The sequence below is a fragment of the Arthrobacter sp. UKPF54-2 genome (assembly GCF_007858535.1).
Lineage (GTDB): Bacteria > Actinomycetota > Actinomycetes > Actinomycetales > Micrococcaceae > Arthrobacter.
The window spans coordinates 1,198,353-1,218,958 of sequence record NZ_CP040174.1 but is presented as its reverse complement, the minus strand read 5'-3'; the positions used below and the strand labels follow the sequence as shown (position 1 = coordinate 1,218,958).

The following is a 20,606-nucleotide window of genomic DNA, read 5'->3' as shown; positions in this document are numbered from 1 at the left end:
GTGGCCAGCTGCACGGGCCTAGTGCCGCGCGGCTCCGTACAATCGGATGCACGTCTCCTCGAAGGCCAGGGCCCTGCGGGTGGGCGTGACCCCCTCCGGACGGACCAGCATCACTTCGATCGGGGGCAAATCATCGGTCAGGGTGAGCGCCACGACCCTTCCCCCGGAGTAGGTCAGGTCGCTGTGGAGCCTCTGGTTGAGCATCGCGTACCCGTGGCCCTTCGCCACGAATGACCGCACCGTTTCATAGCCTGCGAACCGGTGCCGGACATTGGGTGTCACCCCGGCGATGGCGTAAAGCTGCTCGTAGTATTCCCGGCTGTGCGGCAGGTCCAGCACCACGGACGGTTCGCCGTCGAGCTCCTTCAGGGCGATGCTCCGCTCGGAGCGGACAGCCGCGGGATGCTCGGCGTGGACCAGCACATGGGGCGGCACCCGCTCCAGCACCGTGCGGGTGAATCCCCGGCCCAAGCCGAGGCCATACATCAACGCCACATCGCACTGCCCCTCGAGCAGTGCGGACTGCAGGCTGGCCAGGTCGGCCTCAAGGAAGGAGACCTCGACTCCCGGATGCTGGCCTTCGAAAGTCTGCAGAATAGCCGGGAGCCTGAACGGCGCCAGCGGCGCAAAAACCCCGACTTTGAGTTCGCCGACCAGGCTCGTCGCCAGCCCCCGGGCCGATTCGTACAGGGAATCGGCGTGTTCCAGCAACACCTTGATGTCCTGGACCAGCTGCCTGCCCGAGGGCGTCAGCCTCAGGCCGCGCGTCCGCAGGCGAACAAACAGCTGCGTCGCCAGGCTGGCCTCGAGCTGGGCCATCGCCGTGGACAGCGTGGACTGGGTCACCAGCAGCCGATCGGCCGCGGCCGTCATGTTTTCGAGCTCTGCCACCATAGCGAAATATCGAAGCTGGGTCAGGGTAAAGGGCTTTGCCATGGGTCAATGCTCGCATTCTGCGTGGATCCGCACCGTCACAGGGTTCGCAGCCGGTGCAGGAGGAGGGCGACGTGCAGCGAGGTCCGAGATTCGGCATCGTCGAGGTCGACGGCGAGGAGCTCCTCAAGCTTGCCCAGCCGGGCGTAGAGCGTCGGCCGGCTGAGGAAGCCCCTGCGGGCGAGGGCGGCTTTGTTGCCACCGGACTCCAGGTACTGACCGAGGAGCTCGAGGTAGCCTTCCGCGCCGCGGGCCTCGGCATGGAGTATGCCCTCCAGCTCGGACTCGACGAATTGTTGCACGCGGGGATCCTTGCGCAGCAAAGCCAGCAGCCCCCGCAGGCGGACGTCAGTCGCCCGGTAGAACGGCTTGCGGTCGCCCGGCAGGGTCGCCGCCGTTTCGGCGACGTGTGAGGCTTCATCGATGCCTGCCGCCGCCTCCAGCAAAGAACCCCGCAGGCGGCCGACGCCGACGCTCCACTCCACGTCCGTGGGCCCGGCCGGCAGGGCTCCGTCGAGGGACGTGCCGGACGGCGGGGTGTCCCCGGCGAGGGCCTCGGCCAGGCGGTGGAGCATCGGGTCTTCGAGTTGTTTCGCTGGAATCGCCAGGATCATTCCGACTGAGCCTGAACGGATACTCGCGGTCAGCGCGGTGCCGGAGACAGACTTCAGTGCCCGGGCGAGCTGCTCCAGCAGTGCGCGCTCCTCCTGCTGACCGGCGAGTGGATCTCGGCCGGAAGCCGGGTCGTCGGGCGGGGCGGCGGAAGATGCTCCGCGGCTCCGGAACACGACCGGCACGTAATAGGGCGCGCGCCTGAGACCCAGTGCGGCGGCCCGGGTCTGCGCTTCGCCCTCGCCCAGCCCGCGCGGTTGCCGCAGGGCATTGAGGAGCCCGGCCTGCGCCTGGTGGCTCAGCTCGCGGCGGTCCCGCTCGGCCAGCCGATTGATGGCCAGCGCCTGCGCGGCGCGCTCCAGGACCATGGCCGCCGCCTGGTCGTCGTCGAGCGGCACCGGAACCACGAGCCGGCCCCAGAGTTGCCCGCGCACGCCCACCGGCGTCTGCAGCCAGGCCTCGGCGCCACTCCGTGATGTCTCCGGAGCGGACGGGGTGGTGCGCGACCGGCGCTCCCAGTCGTCGAGGAGCTCGACCGTAAGCAGCTTGGCGGCCGAATACGCGAGGACTAGATGCGAGAGGTCCTCCAAGACTACCGGTGCACCGATCATAGCGGCCGCCTGTTCCACGACCTGCTCCGTTCCTGCGCTTTCCAGGCTCAGCACCGTGAACGCCTCGTGGACGTCCCGGGCCAGTTCCACCCGCTCCAGCTGCTCGGCGACAATCATCCGGTGCACGATCTCGGTAATCTGCACGAAGCGCACCCGCCGCTCCACCACAATCACGGGGAGCGCCGTGCCGACCGCGGCCAGGCACAGTGCTTCCAGGCTGCGCGTCCGGTTTCCGGTGATTTCCACAATCAGGCCTGCTGCCCCGGCGTCCTCCAGCGAGCGGATGAACGATTCCGTGAGACCTGGCGCCTTCTCCAGTTCGAGGCCCGTGGTGAGCACAAGCTCCCCCCCGGACAGCAGCCCGGAAATATCGAGTACTTCGCTCACATGGACCCAGCGGACGGGATGATCCAGCGCCCCTTCGCCGCCGAGGAGGCGGGGACCTGCCTCGCGCAGCACAGGAAGGCCGAGAATCGAGCGGACGGTGGGCAACATTTACAAAGTGTAAAACACATCATCAATCTCTTTACACACCGGCCCTTACGGTGTGTCTCCGCGCCGGACACACTGGACGCAACAACCACGCCACCGCGCATGAGGAGAACTACTTGAACATCATCGAGCACTGGATCAACGGCAGCTACGTTCCGGCCGGCAGCCGGACAGCCCCTGTCACTAACCCGGCGACGGGCAAGGTCACTGGCCAGGTTTCGCTGGCCAGCCAGGAAGAGAGCAACGCCGCCGTCGCAGCGGCTAGGGCCGCATTCCCCGCCTGGCGGGACACCTCCATCGCCCGCCGCACCCAGATCCTCTTCGCGTTCCGCGAACTGCTCAATGCCCGCAAGGGCGAGCTCGCCGCCATCATCACGTCCGAGCACGGCAAAATCCTTGATGACGCCCTTGGGGAAGTGACCCGGGGGCAGGAAGTCGTGGAATTCGCCTGCGGCATCCCCCACCTGCTCAAGGGCAGCTACACGGAGAACGCCTCCACCAGCGTGGATGTCCACTCAATCCGGCAGGCACTGGGACCGGTCGCCATCATCAGCCCGTTCAACTTTCCGGCCATGGTGCCCATGTGGTTCTTCCCGCTTGCCATCGCCGCCGGCAACACCGTCGTCATCAAGCCCAGCGAAAAGGACCCCACGGCCATCAACTGGATGGCCGAACTCTGGAAGGAAGCCGGGCTGCCCGACGGCGTCTTCAACGTCTTGCACGGCGACAAAGTGGCCGTCGATGCCCTGCTCAGCCACCCCGAGATTAAGGCCGTGTCCTTCGTCGGATCTACGCCGATCGCCAAATACGTCTACCAGACCGCTACGGCGAACGGGAAGCGCGTCCAGGCCCTCGGCGGCGCCAAGAACCACATGATTGTCCTGCCCGACGCCGACCTCGACCTCGCCGCCGACGCGGCGGTGAACGCCGGGTTCGGTTCCGCCGGCGAACGGTGCATGGCCATCTCGGCGCTCCTCGCGGTGGGTGGCATCGCCGACGAGCTCGTGGCGAAAATCGCGGAACGTACGCGGTCGCTTCGCACCGGAGACGGCCTCCGCGGCTGCGACATGGGCCCGCTCGTCACGGCAGTCCACCGCGACAAGGTCGCAGGCTACGTAGACGCCGGGGAGGCCTCCGGCGCCACGCTGGTGGTCGACGGGCGCAACGTCGCAGCCGACGCCGAAGGGGACGGCTTCTTCGTCGGCCCCACCCTCTTTGACAACGTCACCCCGGACATGTCCATCTACCAGGACGAAATCTTCGGCCCGGTCCTGTCTGTGGTTCGTGTGGACAGCTACGAGCAGGCGCTGGAGCTGATCAATGCCAACCCCTATGGCAACGGCACTGCCATCTTCACGAACGACGGCGGCGCGGCCCGCCGCTTCGAGAACGAGGTGGAGGTGGGCATGGTCGGCATCAACGTCCCTGTTCCGGTCCCCATGGCCTACTACTCCTTCGGCGGCTGGAAGAACTCGCTGTTCGGCGATACCCACGCCCACGGCACCGAGGGCGTCGGGTTCTTTACCCGGGGCAAGGCTGTGACCTCCCGCTGGCTGGATCCCAGCCACGGCGGCATCAACCTCGGTTTCCCGCAGAACGCCTGACCAGCACTTCACCAGAAAGGCACTCGACATGACTTCCACAATTGAAAGCGGCGTTCTGCCGGTCCAGCACGAAGCCGAAGGCGCCCGCCGGGCGTACGAGCTGGACCGCAAGCACGTCTTCCACTCATGGTCAGCCCAGGACCTCCTGGACCCTATGGTGATCACCGCGGCCGAGGGATCCCATGTATGGGACGGTGAGGGCAACAAGTATCTGGACTTCTCATCCCAGCTGGTCAACACGAATATCGGCCACCAGCACCCCGCAGTGGTGGCCGCCGTCGCAGCGCAAGCAGCCAAACTCTGCACCATCGCCCCGAGCTACGTTAATGACGCCCGCTCCGAGGCGGCCCGTCTGATCGCGGAACGGACCCCCGGTGAGCTGGACAAGGTCTTTTTCACCAACGGAGGCGCGGACGCCAATGAGCACGCCGTCCGTATGGCGCGACTCCACACGGGCCGCCACAAAGTCCTTTCGGCCTACCGCTCCTATCACGGCGGCACCCAGCTCGCCGTGAATCTGACAGGGGATCCGCGCCGCTGGGCCAGTGACAACGCCAGCACCGGGACCATCCACTTCTTCCCGCCCTACCTCTACCGCACCGCGTTCCATTCCACTACGCAGGAAGAAGAGAGCCAGCGCGCCCTGGAACATTTGGAGCAATTGGTCAGTTTCGAGGGACCGTCCACTATCGCGGCGCTGATCCTCGAATCGATTCCGGGGACCGCCGGAATCTATCTGCCGCCGCCCGGCTACCTCCAGGGCGTACGGGACCTCTGCACCAGACACGGCATCGTCCTGATCGCGGACGAAGTCATGTCCGGCTTCGGCAGGACCGGCAAATGGTTCGCCGTCGAGCACTTCGACGTCGTCCCGGACCTGCTCACTTTCGCCAAGGGCGTGAATTCCGGCTACGTTCCGCTGGGCGGCGTCGCCATCAGCCCCCAAATCGCGGCCACATTCGGCAAGCGAGTCTACCCGGGTGGCCTGACCTACTCGGGCCACCCGCTCGCGACCGCGGCCGCGGTGGCCACCATCAACGCGATGGAGGACGAGCGGACCGTGCAGCATGCGGCCATGCTCGGAGAGACCGTGATCGGACCGGCCCTGAACGGCTTCGCGGAGAACCATCCGTCCGTCGGCGAGGTCCGCGGCACAGGGGTCTTCTGGGCCATCGAGCTGGTCAAGAACCGTGAGACCCGCGAGCCGATGGCTGCCTATGGCGGCTCAAGCCCGGAAATGAACCAGCTCGTGGCGGCGTGCAAGGCCCGCGGCCTCCTGCCTTTCGCCAACTTCAACCGCATCCATGTGGTTCCGCCCTGCAACACCCTGGTGGAAGACACCCGGGCCGGACTCTCCATTCTGGATGACGTACTGGACATTGCGGACAGTTTCACTGCCTAATACCCCCGGCACCATCGCACTGGAATGGCGGGCGCTCCTTCACATCGGGGGAAGGAGCGTCCGCCATTTTCGGCGGCGGCTGCGGGGGCACCTCAACCGGAGGCGGACTCGTGCCTCAGCCGGCGGCGGTGAGGAATTCCTTGAGCAGCGGACCCGACGTCGTGGCGCCGAGGCCGCCGTCCTCCACGAACACGGCCACCGCCAAATCCCCGTGCACGGCCACGATCCACGCATGGGTCTTGGGCGGGTTGTCCTTGCCGAATTCCGCGGTACCGGTCTTGGCGCCCACGGGCGCGCCGGGCACCGAGGCCAGGAAGCCCGCGTGGCCAGAGGTCACCACGGCGCGCATCATGTCCGCAAGGGAAGCGGCCTCGGCGGCGGTCACCGGGGGGCCGGCGGATTTTGCGGGGGCGGGGGCCGACGTCGACGGCTCAGCGGTGGCGCCGGCCGACGGTGCCGGGCTTCCCGCGGGGGCGGCGTTCGGGTTCATGACCAGCACGGGAGCGACCGGGCCGCCCTTGGCCACGGAGCCCGCCATGATGGCCGCGGCGAGCGGGGACATCAGCACCTTGCCCTGGCCGATCATCGAGGCGGCGTGCTCGGTGCCGGCCGCCTCACTGGGGACGGAGCCCAGGAACGCCGCGGCGCCCAGCGACGGCGCCTCCACGGCGACGCCCAGGGACGTGGCCGCGGATTCCAGCTGCGCCTGGCTGATTTGTTCGCGGGCGTTGATGAAGGCGGTGTTGCAGGAGTGCGCGAAGGCGTCCCGCAGGGCGACGGAGCCCAGCGAGGTCGCCGGGTAGCCCTCGGCGTTCTTGAACGCCCGGCCGTCCACGGTGAGGGTCGCGGGGCAGTCAACCTTGCTGTCCGGCGTCATTCCGGTGCGGAACATGGCCAGGGAATCGACGATCTTGAAGATGGATCCGGGGGCGTACTGGCCGAGCATGGCCGTGTCGTAGCCGTTGCTGCCCGGACCCGACGCGGCCGCCAGCACCGCCCCGCTGGAGGGCCTGAGCGCCACAATGGCCGACGCCGGGCCCACCTTGGCCAGGATGTCCTCGGCCAGCTGCTGAAGCTTCGGGTCCAGGGTGGTCTTCAGCGGGGTTCCGGCCTTCATCGGTTCCTGGAAGAGGATGCGGCGGCCGCCGTTGGGCTGCGCCTGGCGTTGTTCCGCGGTGAGCCCTGCCGTCTGGGCGAAGACCTGGATGCCATCGGTCCCGCGCAGCTGGGCGTCGTACTGCTGCTGCAGCCCGCCGGTTCCGGTGCTGTCCCCGGCCTTGAGCGCGCCGCCGGACTTCTCGATCTGTTCGGCGCTGGCCTCGGCCACGCTGCCCAGCAACGCGCGGGCGAAGGTGCGGGACGGAGCGAGCGGCAGCGAATCGGCGATCGCCCGCGCGCCGGGCACCGCGGCGATCTGCTCGTCCGTGACGGTCCGGCCGTCCTGGCGCAGGGTGATGGCGGTGACAAACGCCTCGGCGCCCGCGGCCTGGACCTGCTGGGTGTAGGCGGCAGGATCGGCGCCCACCAGCTGGGCGAGTTCGGCCGCGGCGGCGGCGGGGTCGGCCGAGCCCAGCCGGGGCTTGTCGATGCCCACGTGGACCACAGGCCGGTAGGTGACGAGCTTGGCGTCGGCGGCGCCCAGGATGTCGGCCCGCTGCGGAGCTTCGCTGGCGGTGCCGAGGACTTCCGTGTCGGCCAGTCCCGGCACCAGCAGCCCCGGGCTCCACACGGTCAGCCATTTGTCGCCCGACTTCTTCAGCTGGGCGGTCACCGTGTACTTCCACTCGGCGGCGCCGACCTTCCAGCTGTAGTCCAGAGGCACGGTCGCGGTGCCGGAGTCCAGCTTGAGTTCGCCGCTCCGGACCGCGGGTTTGAGCGGATCCAGCCCCTTGAAGGCTGCGCGGAGCTGCTCGTTCGCCGCCCCCGAGTCTTTGCCGTCAAACGGGACAGCGCCGACGTCGAGCGCGGCGACCGCGGACGCGAGCGTCCTCGCAGCGTCCTGCGCGCCGGTCCGGCCGTCGTCGCAGGCCACCAGCGAGGCGCCAAGAAGGAGGCCCACCAGGCCCAGTGAAAGCTTCTGAATTTTCCCCATTCGCGACATTATGCCCTGTGCCGGGGACTTTCCCGGTGTCATGGAGCAGCCCCTAACCCCGCCGGATGATCCGCCGCTGCGTCGCCGCGGCGATGGCGGCCGTGCGGTTGTCCACGCCGAGTTTCCCGTAGATGTGCACCAGGTGCGTCTTGACCGTAGCCTCGGAAATGAACAGCTGCCGGGCGATCGCACGGTTCCCCAGGCCGGTGGCGAGCAGCTCCAGCAGCTGGATCTCGCGGGGGGACAGGGCCGGCTCGGGGTTTCGGATCCGGCCCAGCAGCCGGGCAGCGACTTCAGGGGCCAGGGCCGTCCGGCCGGCGGCGGCGGCCAGCACCGCCTCGCGGATCTGTTCCGGCGGCGCATCCTTGAGCATGTAGCCGCTGGCGCCCGCCTCCACCGCGGCGAGGATGTCCGCGTCGGAGTCGAACGTCGTGAGAATCAGCACGGGCGGCGCCGGCGTCCCGGCCTCGCCGGCCTTGATCCTGCCCGTCGCCGCGACCCCGTCCATGCCGGCGCCCATCTGCAGGTCCATAAGCACAACGTCCACCGGCTCGCCCAGGGTGTTCAGCCGCCCCAGCGCCGCCAGGGCGGCGGCGCCGTCGCCCGCCTCATCGGCGACGGCGATGCCCTCGAACCCGGTGAGCATGGCCCGCAGGCCGGCCCGGACCACGGGGTGGTCGTCGACGAGCAGGACGCGGATTTCTTTCACTGTTCCCCCTTCGCGGGGGCGCCGGCCGGCTCCGCCGGTGATGGTCCCCCCTCGAGCGGCAGCCGGATGGCCACCACGGTCCCCTCACCCGGGGCGGATTCAACATCGATGGTGCCGGCCAGCGCCGCCACCCGGTCCCGCAGCGATGCCAGCCCGTAGCCTGATCCGTCGGTCCTCTCCGGCACCGCGGAGGGGTCAAAGCCGGCGCCGTCGTCGAAGATGTCCATGGCCACCTCCGAGCCGAGGAAGGACAGGGTGACGACGGCGGTGCCAGCGTTCGCGTGCGTCCACACATTGGCGAGGCTGGACTGGGCGGCCCGCAGCAGGGTGGTCCGGTAGGGGTAGGGGAGCTCCGCCGGGGTTCCGTCGACCTCGAGGCGGCAGCGCAGTGCCGTGCCGCGGGCCGCCGCCTCCGTTTCGGTCTGGGCGCACAGCCGGCGCAGGCTGTCCACCAGCGAGCTTTGTTCCAGGTCGGGGGACTGCAGGCCGCGGACGAAATTGCGGGCCTCGGCCAGGTTGGCGGCGGCGGTGTCCTGGACGGTCCGGAGCCGGTCGCGGGCCACCGCGGTGTCGCCGGCTTCCAGCGCCTGCTCGGCGGATCGTCCCATCAGCACAATGCTGGAAAAGCCCTGGGCCAGGGTGTCGTGGATTTCGCGGCCCAGCCGGGTCCGCTCGGCCAGGGTCCCGGCGTTGTGCTGGCTGCGGGCCAGTTCGGCGCGGGTGCGGCGGAGTTCCTCGGCGGCCCGCCGTTGGTTCTCCGCCTCGAGGTACAGCGCCCGGTAGGCCAGCCCGGTGACCACGGCAAAGGCCGCGCCGAAGACCGGCCCGAGCACCATGGGCAGCTGCAGCGGGTTCCCGGCCAGGCCGCCGTTGTGGAACCACAGGGCGGCGACCACCAGCGCGGTGCTGGCCGCAATGGCGGCCAGCGCCGGACCCCGGCGCAGCACGTGCAGCTGCAGGAAGAAGAGCGGGAAGGCCAGCCAGACGAAGTCAGGGCTGCCCCAGATGAGCAGCAGCCAAAGCAGACAGACCGCTCCCAGCCACCAGGCGGACAGCGGCCGGGGGTTAAAGCGGCCCGGCCGGGCGGAGTGGCGCTTCTCCAGCACAGTGCCGGCGAGATGGATACCGGCAAGGCTCAGGGCCAGGCCCACGTGCAGCCACGCCGTGCCGTTGATGCCGCTGGACAGCAGCCGGACCAGCGCGACGAGCAGCAGCACGGCAAACCCCACGTGCAGGCTGACCCGAAGGATCCGCAGGATCACGGCGGCGCCGCTGGCGTCTCGCTCCGCTTCGCCGCTTTTGACCTCCATGATTTCAGCCTAGCGCCGGGATTGGCTGCAAGCCGGAGAACGGCGGGGGAATCCGGCGCTGCCCGGCCACAATCACCCAATTGGTTGACCGGCGGATCAACCGGAGGGCCGCCGCGGACCATCCGGACCCCCGATGGCAGGCAGGCCATGCCGCGCCAGAGTAGAAGAAAGCCAGTAACCACCACAAAGGACACCCATGTTTCTCGCCATCCGCGACATCCGCTTCGCCAAGGGCCGCTTCGCCCTGATGGGCGGCGTCGTTGCCCTCATCACCCTTCTGCTCGTGATGCTCTCCGGGCTCACCGCCGGGCTCGGCAACCAGTCCACGTCCGCCATCGCAGACCTTCCGGCCGATCACCTCATCTTCGGGGCACCGGCCGGCAGCAGCCCCAAGGCCTCCTACACGGAATCCGAGGTCACCGGCGCCCAGTTGGCCGCCTGGTCCGCCCGCGACGGCGTCAGCCGGGCCGAAGCCCTGGGCATCAGCCAAAGCCGGCTGCAGGGCCTCGGCGCCGGCGGGGACCCGGCCGGCACCGCCAACGTGGCCGTTTTCGGCGTCGACGCCGGCGGCCGCCTCGCCCCCGCCCCGGTTGGCGCCGGCACCGTGGTCATCGGGGCCGGACTCGCCAAGGAACTCGACCTCGCCGTCGGCAGCCGGGTCTCGGTGGGCGGCACCGAACTGGCTGTCTCCGCCGTGGTCGAGGACCAGTGGTATTCGCACACCGGCGTCGTCTGGACCACCCTGGCGGACTGGCGGCAGCTGGCCCACCTGGCCGGCGGGGAGGCCATCGCCACGGTGATCGCGGCCAGTTTCGACGCCGCCGGCCCGGATGTCGCCGCGGCCAACCAGGCTGCCGGGACGGTCAGTGCCAGCCGGGAGGGATCCTTCCAGGCGCTTGGCTCCTACCGCAGCGAGAACGGCTCGCTGATGCTCATGCAGGCCTTCCTCTATGGCATCTCCGCGCTGGTGATCGTGGCGTTCCTGACGGTGTGGACGGTGCAGCGCACCCGGGACATCGCCGTCCTCAAAGCACTCGGCGGCTCCACGACGTACGTGCTCAAGGACGCCATGGTGCAGGCGGCGGTCGTCCTCGTCGCCGGGGCCGCCACCGGCGGCGCAGCCGGCGTGGTCGGCGGCCTCTTGGCCGCCCAGGCGGCGCCGTTCCTCACCACCGTGCAGACCACGGTGCTCCCCGTCGCCGGAATTGTGGTCCTGGGCCTCGCCGGCGCGGCGCTGGCGGTCCGCGGCATCACCCGGATCGACCCGCTCCTGGCCCTCGGCGGCAACTGACCAACCTCCCGGCTGCCGGCGCCCGCCGGCCGCCGCCAGGAAAAACATTCTTCGAAAGGCATATTTATGGAAACCGTCCTGCACCTGAGCCACGTCACCCTCGAATATCCCGACGGCGAGGGGACCCTGCGCGCCCTCGACGACGTCAGCCTGGACCTCCGACGGGGGGAATTCGTCTCCCTGGTCGGCCCGTCAGGCTCCGGAAAGTCCTCGCTGCTGGCCGTGGCCGCCACGCTGGTGCGGCCCACGGCCGGATCCGTTACGGTGGCCGGCCAGGACGCCGGTTCACTCACGGACGCCGGCAGGACCGCCCTGCGCCGGGAGAGCATCGGCATCATCTTCCAGCAGCCAAACCTGTTGCCGTCCCTCACCGCGGTGGAACAGCTTCTGGTCGCCGCCCACCTGCGGGCCGAACCGCTCGGGGATGCGAGGCGAAAGGCCGCGGGCCTGCTCGGACGCGTCGGGCTGGCGTCGGTCCTCGACAAGCGGCCGCACCAACTCTCCGGCGGGCAGCGGCAGCGGGTGAACATCGCGCGGGCGCTGATGGCCAGCCCGGCGGTGCTGCTGGTGGACGAGCCCACGGCGGCACTGGACCACGGCCGGAGCGAGGAGATTGTCCGGCTCCTGCGCGAGGTCACGGACGAGTTCGGCGTCGGAACCCTGATGGTCACCCACGACACCGGGCTGCTGTCCTTCACCGACGCGGTGGCGACCATGCGCGACGGCCGCCTGTCGGCCGGGGTCCTCGCGGATGCCCGCTAGGGCGCCAGGGCCGGCAGGGACAGGCCGAAGATGTCCTTCAGGGCATGTTTTGCCGCGTGGAAGCCGGACATGCCCGTCACTCCGGGACCGGGCGGCGTGGACGAGGAGCAGAGGTACACGCCGGGGAGGGGGGTCCGCCACGGGACGGGACCGAGCACGGGCCGCCGGATCAGGCCGCGCAGGTCCATTACGCCGGCACTGAAGTCGCCGCCGACGTAGTTCTCGTTGTAGTGCGCCAGCTCCGCGGCCGTTGTCACGCGGCGGCCGACTACGAGGTCGCGGAAGCCCGGAGCGAAGCGTTCCAGCTGGGCGGTGACCGCGTCGCCCATGTCCACCGTGGACCCGGCGGGAACATGGCAGTAGGTCCAGAGAACCTGGCGGCCGCCGGGGGCACGGCCGGGATCGAAGCGGGACGGCTGGGAGGCCAGGACATACGGCTTCGCGGGATGCCGGCCGGCGGCCACGAGGCGTTCGGCAGCCGCCGTCTCGGCCCGGGTGCCGCCCGCGTGGACGGTGCCGGCGTCGGCGAGTTCCGGGGCGGCCCACGGCACCGGCCCGTCAAGGATGAAGTCCACCTTGCAGGCGGCGTTGCCGAAGCGGAACTGCCCGAGCGCACGGCGGTAACGGGAAGGCAGCCGGTCGCCGGCAATCCGCAGCAGCCCCGGCGGCGCGACGTCCAGCAGCGTGGCCTTGGCCGGGGGTAATTGCGCCAGCGAGTCGATCCTCACCCCGGTCTCCACCACGCCGCCGTGGGCCTCGATGTCGGCCACCATCGCTCCGGCGATCGCGGCTGAGCCGCCCACCGGGATGGGCCAGCCGCCGGCGTGGCCCAGGGCGCCGAGCAGCAGGCCCGCTGCCGCCGCGGGCAGCGTGGGCAGCGGCGCGACGGCGTGGGCGGCCACCCCGCTGAGCAGTGCCGGTGCCAGGTCGCCACGGAACCTCAGTCCCCACAGGGCCGAGCCCTGTTCGAGCGTCCGCAGGCCGAAGACCGCGGCCCCCAGCGGGTCCCTAGGAACCCGGAGCAGCTGGTTGAGGGCCACGTCGGTGATCCCGTCCAGCCGGTCCAGCAACGGCCCCATCAGCCGCCGGTACGCTCCGCCGTCGCGCTCCAGGCCGGCGACGGTCCGCTCCAGCGAGCGGTAGCCGAGGGCGGCCCGGCCGCCGTCGAGGGGCGCGCCGTGAGAGAGCTCGGGCACCTCCAGCCGGACCCGCCGGGACAGTTCGAAGGCCTTGAAGAACGGCGAGGCCAAAGCCATCGGATGCACCGCCGAGCACACGTCGTGGAAGTGTCCGGGTTCAATCAGCTCGGCGGTACGGAGCCCGCCGCCCGCGGACCCGGCCGCTTCGTAGACGTGCACCGCCAGCCCGGCCCGCGCCATCGTCACCGCGGCCGCCAGCCCGTTCGGCCCGGATCCAACGACGGCGACGTCGGGCACCCGGATCAGGCTCCGGTGCGGGCGCGCCGCCACGGCAGCACGGACGCCGACGGGCGAGCCAGATCGAGCCGGAACCAGTCCGGGGCGCGGTCGAAGGGGCCGCCGTGCGGATCATCCACGCCATGCCGGCGGATGACGTCGTAGCCCGGGTCGATGATGTCCCAGACCACCCGCGCCATCAGGTACCCGGTGGCGAGCATGTGGGCGAGGACCGCGAGGACGTAATAGGGCATGTCGATGTTGTGCTGGGTGGCGCCCCCGCTGGTGACCTGGCCGAGGTACATCCAGATGGCGGCCCAGTGCAGGCCCTCGACGGCCTGCCAGATCAGGAAGTCGCGCCAGCGGGGCCGCGCCAGGGCCAGCAGCGGGATCAGCCAGATCACGAACTGCGGCGAATACACCTTGTTGGTGAGGATAAAGGCGGCCACGATCAGGAACACCAGCTGGGCCAGCCGCGGCCGGCGCGGCGCCGCGAGGGCAAGCACCGCGATCAGCACACAGGCCACCAGGAAGAGGTCGAGGGCCAGGGCGTTGATGGCTTCGGCCTCCAGCGGCTTCCAGCCGAGGCGTCCGGCGACGAGGTTGTAGGCGAACCACGGGGAGCTGTAGCCGGCAGGGCGTGACTCGGTGAACTGGTAGAAGTACTTCCAGCCCGCCGGGTCGCTGGTGGCGGCCGGGATGTTCACGGCCAGCCAGGTGGCGGCGGCAGCCCCGGCGGTGACGAGGAAGGCGCGGATCCTGCCGGTGCGGATGGCCAGCAGCACCACCGCGCCCAGGATCAACAGCGGGTAAAGCTTGGTCGCGGTGCCAAGGCCAACAAAGAGGCCGGCCAGAAGCAGTCTGTCCTTGGCGAAGAAGTACATGCCCAGGGCCAGCAGCGCGACGGCCCACATGTCCCAGTTGATGAAGCCGGCGAGGACAATGCCGGGGGCGAGGGCCACCATGGCGGCGTCCCAGGCCCGGCGGCGGGCGGTGCGGGCGGTGGCCAACACGGTGACAATCCAGACGGCGGCGATCAGCGTGGCGTTGACGTCGAAATAGGCCAGGACGCGGGAGTCGGTGACGCCGTCGCCGGGGACCAGCAGGGCTGTGGCGCCGGCGATGAATCCCATCAGCACGGGGTACTCGAAGAAGCTGCCGGCGGTGACGAACGGGAAGGCGCCGTCGCCGAGTCCGCGGTTGCGGAACAGCTCGGGGAAGTCCGAATAGCAGGTGGCGTAGAACTGGCCGGGGGATCCCCACCCGTTGGCGCGGCAGTAGCCCTTGAGCAGGATCCCCAGCAGGGCGGCGAGGACGGTGAGCACCACCAGGACACGTTCCACGGTGAAGAATCCGGGGGAGACGACGCCGGGAGCGGTGCGCCGGCCGAGCGGGCCGCCGATGAGTTCCGTGAAGTTCCGCAGCAGCAGGTCACTGCGGCTGGGGACTACCAGTCGGGTCCGCTTGCGGTTCTCCGGCGGCTTTGTCTCCTGCATGCCTCGAGCTTACCGGGACGGCGCGGCGGTTAAACGGGGGAGCCCACGCGTCGCCGCGTGGGCTCCTTGCGGATCGGTAGCCATGGCTGTCACCAGTTCCTCCTTCGCCGGGCAGGTTTCCCTGCCGGGGACGGGCCGAATCGCCGGCGCATCAGCGGAGCATTCCCAGCCGGTACATGGCGAGGAAAGCATCTTCGCGCCGCTGTTCCAGCAGCTGGGCGTTGAACTGGGTGTTCTCCCGGCGTGCCGGGCTTGGGCTGAAGACGAGTACGTCGTGCAGTTTTCGGAGCATGGGGGTCACCTCCCTTCGGGGGTTTCGGTGGAGACGTTGGTTCCGCACGGCGGCGGGTCGGGCGGCGGAACTTGGTGCAAGAGTCACGGTGGACCTTTCATTGTGGGTAAGTGGAAAAGAATTTGGCCACGACAATTAGAGCCCCTTGAATTGATGAAAAAGACCCTGAATTAGACACGGGAATGCCCGATACTAATGAGGTGGTTTCGCAGCCGTGAAGAACAACCGTGAATGAATGGCCCCCGAACGCAGTGCGCCGCAGCCCCAACAAAGAAGCTGGGTTCCGAACTATGGGGTGACTGCGCAACCGCGCGGGTCCGCTGGGTCCGACGTTCCTTCCAGGCCCTCCCCGGAGGAGAGGCCCTGGCAAGCTACCGGCGCCGGCTCAGGGCCGGGGTTTCTAGCAGGCGGAACGTCCGACTTTCGGGCGCGCGGCAGCGTCAGAGGCCGGGGTGGCGGTGAAGGTATACATCCATCCGCGAGTCAAAGTAGTAATCATTTTCCCAACCTCCTTTTCTGTTCTGCCGTGGCTCCGGCGTACTGGCCGGGCGACGCGCGCCGTGACCCTGGCAAGTCGCACTGGGGTCAGGAATAAAAATACACCATGAATGCGGCCATTGACCACACAATTCATAAGGAATTTCAGAAAAACTTTTGCGGCGGGCTTTATAGTCCCCAGCGGACGATCGCGGGGGTCTTCTTATCCCAGCCCAGGGTGCACACTTTCGCGGTGCCGAGCACAAAGTGCCGGCCCTCGTGGGGGTCGAGGCCGAGCCACCGCGCGGTCAGGATCCGGGAGAAATGGCCGTGCGCCACAATGAGCACGTTGTCCAGGCCGGATTCGAGCACCCGGGCCACGATTTTGTCCGCGCGGGCGGCGACGTCGTCGAGGGCTTCCCCGTTGGGCACGCCGTGCGTCCAGATCAGATAGTCGGGGTTGTCCTTGCGGATCAGGTCGGAACTGATGCCTTCGTACTCGCCGTAGTCCCATTCCACCGCGAGGGGTTCCAGCTGGGCGTCGGGGAAGCCCGCCAGCTCCGCGGTCCGGCGTGCCCGGCGCAGCGGCGAGGTCAGCACCAGGTCGAAGTCGACGGCGTCGAGCACCTTCCGCGCTTCGACGGCCTGCTGCTCACCTTCCACGGTGAGCGGGAGGTCGGTGAGGCCGGTGTACTGCCCGCTCTTGGACCATTCCGTTTCGCCGTGGCGCAGGATCCAGAGCTGGGGGCGGGGTCCGCCAGACGATGCAATCACTTAGGACTCCTCTGTCGGGGAAACGTCGACGGCGGCGGCTTCGGGTTGCGCCGCCCACCATTCGTGCAGCTTGGCCTCGGCCACTTCCGGATCGAGCGGGCCGTGCTCCATCCGTTCCTCCAGCAGGAACTTGTAGGCCCGGCCCACCACGGGACCCGGCTTGAGCCCCAGCAGCGCCATGATCCGGCCGCCGTCCAGGTCCGGCCGGACGGCTTCGAGGGATTCCCGCTCGCGCAGCGCCGCGATGCGCGCCTCGAGGTCGTCGTAGGCGAAGGCGAGCCGCTCCGCCTTGCGCTGGTTGCGGGTGGTCACATCCGAACGGGTCAGGCGGTGCAGGCGCTCCAGGAGCGGTCCGGCGTCGGTGACGTAGCGGCGCACGGCGGAATCGCTCCAGCCGGCGTCGCCGTAGCCGTAGAAGCGCATGTGCAGCTCCACCAGCCTGGCCACGGCTTTAATGGTGTCGTTGTCGAAGCGCAGAGCCTTCATCCGTTTGGACGTCAGTTTGGACCCGACCATGTCATGGTGCCGGAAGCTCACCGCACCGCCGGACTCGAAGCGGCGCGTCGCGGGCTTCCCGACGTCGTGCATCAGCGCCGCGAATCGCAGCACGAAGTCCGGGCCGGGCACGGGCCCGTCGGCCTCCGATTCGAGCGCGGCGGCTTGCTCCAGGACCTGCAGCGAGTGCTGGTAAACGTCCTTGTGGCGGTGGTGCTCATCGGATTCCAGCCGCAGCGCGGAGACCTCGGGCAGCACGAACTCGGCCAGCCCGGTCTCCACCAGCAGGTCCACACCAATCCGCGGCCGGGGAGCGCAAATGAGCTTGACGAGTTCGTCCCGCACCCGTTCAGCGGAGATGATCTTGATCCGCTCGGCCATTTTCGTCATGGCCTGGCGCACGTCCGGGTGCACGGTGACACCCAGCTGGGCCGCGAAGCGGGCCGCGCGCATCATCCGCAGCGGGTCATCGGAGAAGGAGTCCTCCGGTGATCCGGGGGTGGCGAGGGTGGAGGAGTGCAGGTCCCGGACGCCGCCGAAGGGGTCCACAAGTTCCATCGCCGGCAGCCGCAGGGCCATGGCGTTGATAGTGAAGTCGCGGCGCAGCAGGTCGTCGGTGAGCGATGAACCGAACGCCACCACCGGCTTGCGGGACTCCGGATCGTAGGCCTCGGCCCGGTAGGTGGTGATCTCGATCTGGAACCCGGCTTTGTGCATGCCGATCGTTCCGAAGGCGCGCCCGATCTCCCAGTAGTTGTCGGCCCACTTTTTGATCAGCGCCACCGTCTCATCCGGCGTCGCGTCAGTGGTGAAGTCCAGGTCCGGCGAGACCCGGCCTAGGAAGAGGTCACGCACCGGGCCGCCCACCAGGGACAGCTCATGACCGGCGTCGACAAAGCGCTGCCCAAGTTCAAGGACCACCGGGTCCACCTGGAAGTCGACGGTGTGGGAGTCAGTCTGGTGATGTGCGTGCGCCATAGTCTCTTAAGCTTGTCAGAAATCCGGGCCAGCACCACACCGGAGCCGTGTGCACGATCCGCCGGTGGCCGCTGCGCGACGCGGCCGGAAGGCAACGCCGGTTTTCCGCTCGGCCACGTTCCCGTCATGTTTAGGTCATCAAGTCCGGGCAAGAGTCGTTAGAGTGGACCTCATGGCCCATCCCGTACCGAGTGCTCCCGGCAGGAGGACAAACGCACCGTTGCCTTCGGCAATCGGTGCCAACGTCGCGCCCGCGCAGCACCCGGGACAGGCTTCGCTGCCGACCGTCGAGGAAGTCTCCGCCGGCGGCGTAGTGGTGGACACGTCCGACGCCGAATTGAGGGTCGCCATCATCGCCCGCCTCAACCGCGGCGGACGCCTCGAATGGTGCCTGCCGAAGGGCCATCCGGAGGGTGAGGAAAGCAACGAGGAAGCCGCGGTCCGCGAGATCGCGGAGGAAACCGGAATTGAAGGCAAGATCCTGGCGCCGCTGGGCAGCATCGACTATTGGTTTACGGTCAGCGGACACCGTGTGCACAAGACGGTCCACCACTACCTGCTGCAGTCCACGGGCGGGGAACTGACCATCGAGAACGATCCGGACCAGGAGGCCGTCGACGTCGCCTGGGTCCCGCTCCACGAACTGGCCCGCAAGCTCTCCTTCCCGAATGAGCGCCGCATCGCGGACCTCGCCCGGGAAGTCCTGCCCGAACACCGCTAAGGCGCCCCGGGGCCGGCGTGCGTACAAACGCGCGCCCGGGTGAGACGATGAAGACAATGTCTGCAGCCAAGCCCCCCTCAGAAAAGCCCGCCCCCTCCGGGGCAGCCGCCGCCCAGGCCGCCCGTTCCGGAGAGGCCCGTTCGAGCGCCGTTATGGCCGCGGGAACGCTTGTTTCACGCTTCCTGGGCTTCGGGAAGACCTGGATGCTGGCCGCAGCCCTCGGTCTCGGCTCCACGGTTACCGACACATTCATCAACGCCAACAACCTGCCCAACCTGATCTTCCTGCTGGTGGCCGGCGGCGTCTTCAACGCCGTCCTGGTGCCGCAGATCATCAAGGCCAGCAAGGGACCGGACCGCGGCGCGGACTACATCAGCCGGCTGCTGACCCTGGCCGTGGTGGTGTTGCTCTCGCTGACGCTGCTGGTCACGCTGCTGGCCCCCTGGGTGATCGAACTGACCACGCAGGGCTATTCACCGCAGCAGAAGTCACTGGCCGTGTCCTTTGCCTTCTGGTGCCTCCCGCAGATCTTCTTCTACGGCCTATACGCCCTGCTCACCCAGGTCCTGAACGCCAACGGCGCCTTCGGGCCCGCCATGTGGGCACCCATCCTGAACAACATCGTCGCCATTGCCGGTCTGGGTATGTTCATCTGGATCCTCGGCGCCAACGCGGCCAACCCGCACACGCTCGACAACTGGGGCTCCTTCCAGACCTTCCTGGTGGCCGGCTTCTCCACCATCGGCGTCGTAGCGCAGACCGCCATCCTGCTGGTCCCCGTTTTCCGGCTGCGGCTAGGCCTGCGGCCGCGCTTCGGCTGGCGCGGCGTGGGCCTGGGGCAGGCCGCGAAGTTGAGCGTATGGACGCTGGCCACCGCCGCCGCCGGCCAGCTGGCCTTCCTCTACGTCATGCGCATCGCCACGATCCCCGGCGCAGAACGCCTCCGGCTCGAACGCGCCGGCGAGCACGCGGCGGCGTCCACCCTGCCCGGCAACGCCGTGCTGGAAGTGGCCAGCCAGCTTTACCTGCTCCCGCACTCGATCATCGCGCTCTCGCTCGCCACGGTCCTGTTTAACCGGATGACCCGCGCCTCCCAGGACGGCAACCGGGCCGAGCTGCGGCGGGCGCTGTCGCACGGCCTGCGGACCATGGCCGTCGCCACGGTTTTCGGGGCCCTGGCGCTCTTCGCCCTTGCGGGCCCGCTGGGCATGTTCTTCTCGGGCGAAAACCGGCAGGACGGCGTCATGCTGGCCCAGACGCTCACCATCCTGGCCCTCAGCACCCCGTTTATGAGCGCCAACTTCATGATGTCCAGGGTGTTCTACGCCAACGAGGACGCCCGGACCCCGTTCTTCATCCAGCTGGTGCTGGCCGCCGTCAACGTCGTGGCGGCCTTCTTCATCCAATTCCTGCCCTTCGACCAGATCATCTTCGCGATTGCCGTCCTCTATACCGGCGGAAACGTCCTCTCGGTCATCGTCAGTGCGTTCTTCCTGCGCCGGCTGCTCGGGCACCTCGACGGGCCCCGGGTGGCCAGCTCCTACATCCGGATGGGCTACGCGGCGCTGGGCTCGGCACTGGCCGGGGCCGGAGCCCTCTGGCTCATGGGCAGCTACCGGGCCGACGGCTTCGCCTGGAGCAGCAGGCCCGCGGCCCTGGTGACGATCGTCGTCGTCGGCCCGGTTATGCTCGCCGTCTATTTCGTCCTGCTCAAGGTCCTCCGTGTGACGGAACTGCAGGATTTGCTGCAGCCGCTGCTGGGCCGGCTCCGCCGCGCCCCCGCCGCGCCCGGCCCGGAAACCGCCGAGGACACCGGCGCCGGCGAGGCTGTGGCGCACGAGGCTCCGGCCCCAGTCCGCCCGGCGCCGCAGCGGGCCACCACCTCGGTGGATACCGGCCTGATCCCCCGGATCTCCGGCGAATTCGACGCCGCCTCGTTCCGCGCCGGCCCCGACCTCCACGACGATGGCCGCGGCTGGGGCGCCGACGGCGGCTACCTCCCGGAGGAAGAGGTTCCCAGCACAGCCCAGGGCAGCCAGGGCCGGTCCGAAATACCGCTGCCTGGCCGCCGGACCTACCAGGGCCAGGCGGGCCACAACCCGTACTTCCCGTTCGGCCGGCGGAAGAAAAAATGACGTGC

Annotated in this window: 16 protein-coding genes; 6 read left to right on the top strand and 10 right to left on the bottom strand. The window is 69.0% G+C overall.

The features are described 5' to 3' along the window. Positions 1–18: 18 nt before the first annotated feature. Both E7Y32_RS05470 and E7Y32_RS05465 read right to left on the bottom strand, forming a co-directional pair. On the bottom strand, positions 19–936 hold the full coding sequence (locus tag E7Y32_RS05470) for a LysR family transcriptional regulator (protein ID WP_146336239.1): 918 nt from the start codon (positions 934–936) through the stop codon (positions 19–21). Between the two features lie 35 nt (positions 937–971). Further along, complete coding sequence (locus E7Y32_RS05465; protein WP_146336238.1) at positions 972–2,651, bottom strand: PucR family transcriptional regulator; 1,680 nt, start codon at positions 2,649–2,651, stop codon at positions 972–974. Between the two features lie 113 nt (positions 2,652–2,764). Between E7Y32_RS05465 and E7Y32_RS05460 the strand changes: the two genes are divergently transcribed. Both E7Y32_RS05460 and E7Y32_RS05455 read left to right on the top strand, forming a co-directional pair. After that, the gene (locus E7Y32_RS05460; RefSeq protein ID WP_146336237.1) at positions 2,765–4,252 is read left to right on the top strand and encodes a CoA-acylating methylmalonate-semialdehyde dehydrogenase; all 1,488 of its coding nucleotides are present in this window, start codon (positions 2,765–2,767) and stop codon (positions 4,250–4,252) included. 28 nt (positions 4,253–4,280) lie between these two features. Continuing rightward, entirely contained in the window at positions 4,281–5,654 is a 1,374-nt protein-coding gene (locus E7Y32_RS05455) for an aspartate aminotransferase family protein (RefSeq protein ID WP_146336236.1), read from the top strand. Positions 5,655–5,769: 115 nt separating this feature from the next. Here E7Y32_RS05455 and E7Y32_RS05450 read toward each other — a convergent pair whose 3' ends face one another. The 3 genes from E7Y32_RS05450 to E7Y32_RS05440 are packed head-to-tail and all read right to left on the bottom strand — an operon-like array spanning position 5,770 to position 9,765. Beyond that, entirely contained in the window at positions 5,770–7,746 is a 1,977-nt protein-coding gene (locus tag E7Y32_RS05450) for a penicillin-binding transpeptidase domain-containing protein (RefSeq protein WP_146336235.1), read from the bottom strand. Positions 7,747–7,798: 52 nt separating this feature from the next. Further along, positions 7,799–8,455: a response regulator transcription factor gene (locus E7Y32_RS05445; RefSeq protein ID WP_146336234.1), complete on the bottom strand. Its 657-nt coding sequence runs from the start codon at positions 8,453–8,455 to the stop codon at positions 7,799–7,801. Then, a complete protein-coding gene (locus tag E7Y32_RS05440) occupies positions 8,452–9,765 on the bottom strand; it encodes a sensor histidine kinase (RefSeq protein ID WP_146336233.1) in 1,314 nt (437 codons plus the stop codon). Before E7Y32_RS05440 ends, E7Y32_RS05445 begins: the two co-directional genes overlap by 4 nt. 196 nt (positions 9,766–9,961) lie before the next feature. On the opposite strand from E7Y32_RS05440, the gene E7Y32_RS05435 reads away from it, so the two are divergent. Both E7Y32_RS05435 and E7Y32_RS05430 read left to right on the top strand, forming a co-directional pair. Further along, positions 9,962–11,056 (top strand): ABC transporter permease, encoded by a 1,095-nt coding sequence (locus tag E7Y32_RS05435; protein ID WP_146336232.1) that lies wholly within the window; start codon positions 9,962–9,964, stop codon positions 11,054–11,056. A 66-nt stretch (positions 11,057–11,122) separates the two neighbouring features. Continuing rightward, on the top strand, positions 11,123–11,818 hold the full coding sequence (locus E7Y32_RS05430; protein ID WP_146336231.1) for an ABC transporter ATP-binding protein: 696 nt from the start codon (positions 11,123–11,125) through the stop codon (positions 11,816–11,818). Here the strand turns inward: E7Y32_RS05430 and E7Y32_RS05425 are convergent. The 5 genes from E7Y32_RS05425 to E7Y32_RS05410 all read right to left on the bottom strand — a co-directional run bounded on the left by E7Y32_RS05425 (position 11,815) and on the right by E7Y32_RS05410 (position 17,745). Next, positions 11,815–13,254, bottom strand: a complete 1,440-nt coding sequence (locus E7Y32_RS05425; protein WP_146338255.1) for an NAD(P)/FAD-dependent oxidoreductase — start codon at positions 13,252–13,254, stop codon at positions 11,815–11,817. The two genes, E7Y32_RS05430 and E7Y32_RS05425, sit on opposite strands and share 4 nt — an antisense overlap. A gap of 5 nt (positions 13,255–13,259) precedes the next feature. Beyond that, on the bottom strand, positions 13,260–14,729 hold the full coding sequence (locus E7Y32_RS05420) for a glycosyltransferase family 87 protein (RefSeq protein WP_146336230.1): 1,470 nt from the start codon (positions 14,727–14,729) through the stop codon (positions 13,260–13,262). Positions 14,730–14,880: 151 nt separating this feature from the next. After that, the gene (locus E7Y32_RS16260; RefSeq protein WP_186467049.1) at positions 14,881–15,021 is read right to left on the bottom strand and encodes a hypothetical protein; all 141 of its coding nucleotides are present in this window, start codon (positions 15,019–15,021) and stop codon (positions 14,881–14,883) included. 666 nt (positions 15,022–15,687) lie between these two features. Then, entirely contained in the window at positions 15,688–16,272 is a 585-nt protein-coding gene (locus tag E7Y32_RS05415) for a histidine phosphatase family protein (protein ID WP_395940440.1), read from the bottom strand. After that, entirely contained in the window at positions 16,273–17,745 is a 1,473-nt protein-coding gene (locus tag E7Y32_RS05410) for a CCA tRNA nucleotidyltransferase (protein ID WP_146336229.1), read from the bottom strand. Positions 17,746–17,965: 220 nt separating this feature from the next. Here E7Y32_RS05410 and E7Y32_RS05405 point away from each other — a divergent pair, with 220 nt between their 5' ends. Both E7Y32_RS05405 and murJ read left to right on the top strand, forming a co-directional pair. Continuing rightward, complete coding sequence (locus E7Y32_RS05405; protein WP_146336228.1) at positions 17,966–18,466, top strand: NUDIX hydrolase; 501 nt, start codon at positions 17,966–17,968, stop codon at positions 18,464–18,466. Positions 18,467–18,522: 56 nt separating this feature from the next. Then, the gene (gene murJ / locus E7Y32_RS05400; RefSeq protein WP_261382545.1) at positions 18,523–20,601 is read left to right on the top strand and encodes a murein biosynthesis integral membrane protein MurJ; all 2,079 of its coding nucleotides are present in this window, start codon (positions 18,523–18,525) and stop codon (positions 20,599–20,601) included. Positions 20,602–20,606: the final 5 nt, after the last annotated feature.

What these genes read in the sequence shown, in the direction of transcription:
- E7Y32_RS05470 (WP_146336239.1), bottom strand. Translation starts at nt 936, where the DNA reads ATGGCAAAGCCCTTTACCCTGACCCAGCTTCGATATTTCGCTATGGTG.
- E7Y32_RS05465 (WP_146336238.1), bottom strand. Translation starts at nt 2,651, where the DNA reads ATGTTGCCCACCGTCCGCTCGATTCTCGGCCTTCCTGTGCTGCGCGAG.
- E7Y32_RS05455 (WP_146336236.1), top strand. Translation starts at nt 4,281, where the DNA reads ATGACTTCCACAATTGAAAGCGGCGTTCTGCCGGTCCAGCACGAAGCC.
- E7Y32_RS05450 (WP_146336235.1), bottom strand. Translation starts at nt 7,746, where the DNA reads ATGGGGAAAATTCAGAAGCTTTCACTGGGCCTGGTGGGCCTCCTTCTT.
- E7Y32_RS05440 (WP_146336233.1), bottom strand. Translation starts at nt 9,765, where the DNA reads ATGGAGGTCAAAAGCGGCGAAGCGGAGCGAGACGCCAGCGGCGCCGCC.
- E7Y32_RS05435 (WP_146336232.1), top strand. Translation starts at nt 9,962, where the DNA reads ATGTTTCTCGCCATCCGCGACATCCGCTTCGCCAAGGGCCGCTTCGCC.
- E7Y32_RS05430 (WP_146336231.1), top strand. Translation starts at nt 11,123, where the DNA reads ATGGAAACCGTCCTGCACCTGAGCCACGTCACCCTCGAATATCCCGAC.
- E7Y32_RS05420 (WP_146336230.1), bottom strand. Translation starts at nt 14,729, where the DNA reads ATGCAGGAGACAAAGCCGCCGGAGAACCGCAAGCGGACCCGACTGGTA.
- E7Y32_RS16260 (WP_186467049.1), bottom strand. Translation starts at nt 15,021, where the DNA reads ATGCTCCGAAAACTGCACGACGTACTCGTCTTCAGCCCAAGCCCGGCA.
- E7Y32_RS05410 (WP_146336229.1), bottom strand. Translation starts at nt 17,745, where the DNA reads ATGGCGCACGCACATCACCAGACTGACTCCCACACCGTCGACTTCCAG.
- murJ (WP_261382545.1), top strand. Translation starts at nt 18,523, where the DNA reads ATGTCTGCAGCCAAGCCCCCCTCAGAAAAGCCCGCCCCCTCCGGGGCA.